Genomic DNA, 4,964 nt, shown 5'->3' with positions numbered 1-4,964 from the left:
CTTCAAAGTTGGAATATGTTTACACCAAACGCCACGAGGACGAGTAGCTTCTACCGCACAGCGTCGAATATTGGGGTCTTCATCTTTAACCCACTCCATTAGTAAATCGAAGCTATAAGCTAAATCATCCACAAGATAGCTTCTAAAGGCATCCCAAGCGCATTCTCTGACAGAGAAACTACCATCAGCCGCGAACCTACCCATTATTTCTAACCTCTCGGGTAAGGAGAAAGTCTGGTCAGCGGCTATACTAAAAGCAGCCCAAGCTCTCACCATGTCAGACGTATGATTAGCCAACGTTTCAAAAATGTCCGTTTGGTTCTCCTCTTCTTCTAGAGCGTTAAAAAGTATTTTACCAATGCCTTTGAGTCCCTTGGTAATGCCTTGGTCTTGAAGTTTCAAGCTCTGATCATACAAGTTATCAATTTTTTCTTTCCAACCTATTTCGGTAAGACTAGTCCGAAGCAGAAAAGGCATATCAATTGCTAACCATTCAACAAGATTGACGGTTTCAATTTTTCCGTGATTGAGTGCCCATAAGACGTCATTCGGAATTTCAGAACGCTTCCTTGCTCCTTTTCTAGCTTTTAACCTTTCAAGTTCAACGGTGTGCATAAAAAAAGTTGCTTTTTTTCACATCTTGCCCACAAAAAAAAGTAGGGTGGGCAAAATGTTATGATCTAGAACTATGAAAAGAAGCCAACAGTTTTTGCCCACCAAAAAAGTATCTAGAACGTAGGGTGGGCAAAATGTTATGATCTAGAACTATGAAAAGAAGCCAACAGTTTTTGCCCACCCTACAACTAAAATAACCAAAGAACGTAGGGTGGGCAAAATGTTATGATCTAGAACTATGAAAAGAAGCCAACAGTTTTTGCCCACCCTACAACTAAAATAATCAAATTGTTTTTGCCCACCCTACAACCTTATCATTTTGATACCCGATGAATAATGCGATACACAATTAACCCAGCGATCACACCAAAGCCAACATGAAATAGCACAAACACCACACTGTAAGTCAAGCAAGGTGTAAAACCAGCCTTGGGGCAATTTAAGGATTGTTTGGGGTATAGTTGGGCGATAATAGACTCTACCGGTTTACCAGCAGCTTGGGAAGAAATACTACTAAACATTAAACCAGTACCCACCAGGGCAATCCAACGTTCTAATGTTAGAGTCGATGTCCCTTATTAAAGGGAGCACCTCTCCTTCAGAACCGTGCATGAAAGTTTCCCCTCACACGGCTCCTAGGTATTCTTAGCTTTTGCTTTTGCTCCAGTGTATCTGTTGGTGGCAGCTTCGGTGTACTGCTATTAAGTTCAGTTTTGACCAATTGTCGTGGTTTCCATCGATATGATGAAGATGTACAGATTCGTCTTCTAAGAACTTTAACCCACAGTGTCCACAGGAATGGTTTTGCTCTTTTAATGCGTCCGAAGTTTTACCAAAATACAATCTTGAATTTCGGCGGCTCCAGTACACTAAGTCACCGTCGTAAGGAGACTTAGTTCCTTTTACGTTTACGTGGTGATTTTGTTTGTATTTGACTTTTGGGAATCCTTTATCGCACAGTTCATTTGCTCTATACCGACTTACTTTCTTTTCCTTTCGGAACTTTCGGTTGGCAGTGTTGCGGATGAACCATAGTGAATTCCGCGAATCATTCATATCGCAACTACTGTGATAATTGCGCCATCCACGTACGATTGGAGCTAGCTTCTTAGCTTTAACTTTGGCACCATAGTTCGAGTTGTTGATTATGGCTTTGACTTTGTCACGTAATTTCTTAAAGTTTTCCACTGAGGGAATGCTTCGGAATTTTCCGTTTTGCTGGACGCGGAATCTCCATCCCAGAAAGTCAAATCCATCTGTCGATTTGGTCAGTTTGGTCTTTTCTTCGTTGATTTCCATCCCACGTTCTGCTAAGAAGTTTTTGATTTTACTCAATACTTCTTCGGCATTATCTTTTGGTTTTAGAAATATCACCATATCGTCGGCATACCGTAGACTGGTGTGTATTTCTTCTATTCCGTCAAGTGCTATGTTTGCCAGTAAAGGGCTGATGACGCCCCCCTGAGGGGTGCCCTGTTCTGGGAAGTTTGGGTTCACTCCGACTTTAAGGCATCTGTATATACCTAATTTTGTAGATGCGGGAGCTATTAGACTATCCATAATGGATTTGTGGGATATACGGTCAAAGCATTTTTTGATGTCTAATTCGATGATTCGCTTTAGTATATTGGCTTTCTTTTTAGTTCCTTTTAGTTGTTGGTATACTCCTTTTTGGACATCTTGAGCGCATCTGCCGGTTCTAAAACCATAACTATAAGCGCTGAAGGTGGCCTCATGAGCTGGTTCTAAGGCGAATTTGACTAGACATTGCCATGCTCTGTCAGCTATGGTTGGTATTTTTAGCATTCGTATTTTCCCATTTTTCTTTGGAATGGGGATTTCGCGTAGTTTACTGTGTCTCCAGTCCGAAGCACAGTTTTTTAGTCTTTCTACCAGTTCCATTCGCTGTCTGTAGGAGAGGCTTGACAGGCCGTCTACTCCAGCCGTTTTTTTCCCTTTGTTTAATTGAGTCACTTGACGGACGGCCAAAAGTTGAGCTGCGCGAGATTTCAGGATAAGTTTTTGTAAAGACCGCGCTTTCCGTAAGTCACCATCTCGAACCGCTTTATACACTCGCTTTTGTAGGCGGAAAAGATTCTGGCGGAGTTTTTTCCACTGTTGGCTTTTCCATAGGTCACTATATTTAGATATGTGTCTACCCATGCTCTTCTAGAGTTCGTGTATTCTGAATACCCGCAGCCAGTTTTCGACTGCATCCTACCCGGCAACAGGGATTAAGTTTGGCATAACTTACTAGGGTTCGACCTGTTCCTAGACCTGATAATGTTGCCGTTTTTACTCGTTCCACCTGATAGATTCTATGACGATTTAGGGCAGTCCTATTTGCCTATCCCCTTCTCAGAGATTACGGATACCGAAACGAAGTTCCGTGAGAATGAAGGGATAAAGTCTCGCATGTTCTAGTCAGATTGCGGCTTACAATTTAGACACTTTTTCAGGACTTTCGCTACTGTTACCCATGTCGTCTTCCCCATTAGCGGCAGTGTGGCACATCTGATTTACCTCTGATTCCGCCCTGTTGCCAGCTTCACTCTGTAGGTTGCCGCCTACTCGGTGTGGCCAGATAGGGAGTCACTTGTCTCTTCAAGGGAAGGATTCTCACCTTCATCCATCTGGTAGTTAGAACATAAATTCCCTAAATCATACCCCTCTCGTTTCGAAAGGCTCCTATTTAGAACGAGCCGCACCGCTTCGATAGTTGTTTTTAATAACAGGGTTAAGGCAACAATTATGGCCACCGCTATTCCACCTTGCCTCAGGGGGATAGGTAGCCCGCCATTACCAGAAGGTGTAGGGAGAGTTGATGGAACACCTTCAGTAGCAACAACCTCGCTAACTTCCACATTGAAATCGGGATTTTGATATGCTAGCATGGGATATTATCGGCTCTTTAAGAGCCGTGTTAATGTTGTTAGTTGTTAGAAAGACAGCAGCCAGAACCGGCCTGCGAAACTGAGTCTGGCTGAGTCTTTCTAGTATGAAAATCTGGCACTACTCCACCTACATGGCAACGAGGCAAAACACAGTAAATCACACAGATACCCTGTGTTAGAGGTACCAATGACTACGATAATTGAAGGCTAAAACACTCCTCCACTTCCCTAAGTTATAGATTTACAACCCTAAGTTATAGATTTACAACTTTGAGATGCACCTGACAATGGCTCCTATAATCAGGAGCCGGTGATGGAGATCGTCTCACCTAGGGTTGTGTGGACGTAGCCTTCTAGAAGGGTAGACGAGTCAGTGGTATGACTCACTGGCTTTTTAAGAATACCTCTTACATCGACCATTTCCAGATTAGGAGCATTACCAAGCGCTGCGAATCAGAAGAATGAGTCGATTGTTAGATCCAATCAGACTACAAAAAATCGGAAATGCAAAGCTTTTGAGGATAGCTATATAAATACTATCCTTAAAAATACTATTGTGTCAAGTCTGATTGGATCTAATTCTAATTATAAATTAGATCTTGTTATCGGTTATAAACTTCATGAAATCTTTATACAAATTCCTATAAACTTTACATACACAAAGTTTTTAAAAACGGCTCTCCTAGAGTGGCTATGATATAGCAATTCTACGACTTACGACTTGTGAGGTACAAATATCTGAGGTGCGACCCGTGGCGAATTTAATTCGCCAACGGAAAGCGCACCTTAGGTTTTAGGGAGCAGGGAGTAGGGAGCAGGGAGCAGGTAAGAGAGAAGAGGCAAGAGCCAATAGTCAAACAATTCTGTGTACCTCATGAGTCCTAGAAACGCTATAAATTCTGATAAAATAAGCGCTAGAGTGGTTGCCCAGTAATGCTTTGAGTGATTTAAAAATGCAATTTCAATAAAAATGTATTTTTAGACGTAGTGGCGTGGCAAGCTTAAAATAGTGTAATAGATTTTTGTTAAAAACCTTAATTTACAAGGGATAAGGGATTTTACTAAAGCACCAAATTAGTTGTGCCACGCCAGTAGGGTGCGTTAGGGAAGGGCTCGCCCTCATTTTCTCGATAGCCAGGGTTAGGTTGCTGCCCGTAACGCACCACGGTGTCTACCTGTTTACGACTATCCCTACGGCGAATAACCTTCAAGATTATTACCACATAATCGCTCCAACAACTCCCTGGGAATAGCATCGAAATTTTCCAACAAAAAGTCCATCAGGGCAAGATGTCGTAACACGTCAGCACCAGGAGCTTTATAGCGCTTAGTGCCAGCAAACCAGCTGTTAACTGTACTGATGGAGCGGGAGCAGATTAATGCCATGTCTTCTCGACTGACCTCCCATTTCGAGATGAATTCCTTTGGTGTCATGGCCAGTTGCCAGTGACTGTA

At 42.5% G+C, this 4,964-nt stretch carries 5 protein-coding genes and 1 pseudogene; all 6 read right to left on the bottom strand.

What is annotated here, in order from left to right; all coding sequences use genetic code 11:
* The coding region (locus F6K49_RS35010) for a hypothetical protein (RefSeq protein WP_293104144.1) at positions 1–615 on the bottom strand (615 nt) is incomplete at its 3' end.
* A 314-nt stretch (positions 616–929) separates the two neighbouring features.
* Positions 930–1,151, bottom strand: a complete 222-nt coding sequence (locus F6K49_RS35005) for a hypothetical protein (protein ID WP_293104141.1) — start codon at positions 1,149–1,151, stop codon at positions 930–932.
* Positions 1,152–1,260: 109 nt separating this feature from the next.
* The gene (locus F6K49_RS35000) at positions 1,261–2,778 is read right to left on the bottom strand and encodes a reverse transcriptase domain-containing protein (RefSeq protein WP_293030681.1); all 1,518 of its coding nucleotides are present in this window, start codon (positions 2,776–2,778) and stop codon (positions 1,261–1,263) included.
* A gap of 404 nt (positions 2,779–3,182) precedes the next feature.
* On the bottom strand, positions 3,183–3,509 hold the full coding sequence (locus F6K49_RS34995) for a hypothetical protein (protein ID WP_293104138.1): 327 nt from the start codon (positions 3,507–3,509) through the stop codon (positions 3,183–3,185).
* A 1,061-nt stretch (positions 3,510–4,570) separates the two neighbouring features.
* Positions 4,571–4,720 (bottom strand): hypothetical protein, encoded by a 150-nt coding sequence (locus F6K49_RS34990; protein ID WP_293104132.1) that lies wholly within the window; start codon positions 4,718–4,720, stop codon positions 4,571–4,573.
* Positions 4,701–4,964, bottom strand: a pseudogene (locus F6K49_RS34985) (hypothetical protein); the annotation flags it as partial. The gene F6K49_RS34990 and the pseudogene F6K49_RS34985, both read right to left, overlap by 20 nt.

It is taken from the genome of Moorena sp. SIO3I6 (assembly GCF_010672095.1).
The sequence above is the reverse complement of the archived record's forward strand: the minus strand, read 5'-3'. Positions and strand labels throughout refer to the sequence as shown.

Coding starts and splice junctions, on each gene's coding strand:
- F6K49_RS35000 (WP_293030681.1), bottom strand. CDS start 2,778: ATGGGTAGACACATATCTAAATATAGTGACCTATGGAAAAGCCAACAG.
- F6K49_RS34995 (WP_293104138.1), bottom strand. CDS start 3,509: ATGCTAGCATATCAAAATCCCGATTTCAATGTGGAAGTTAGCGAGGTT.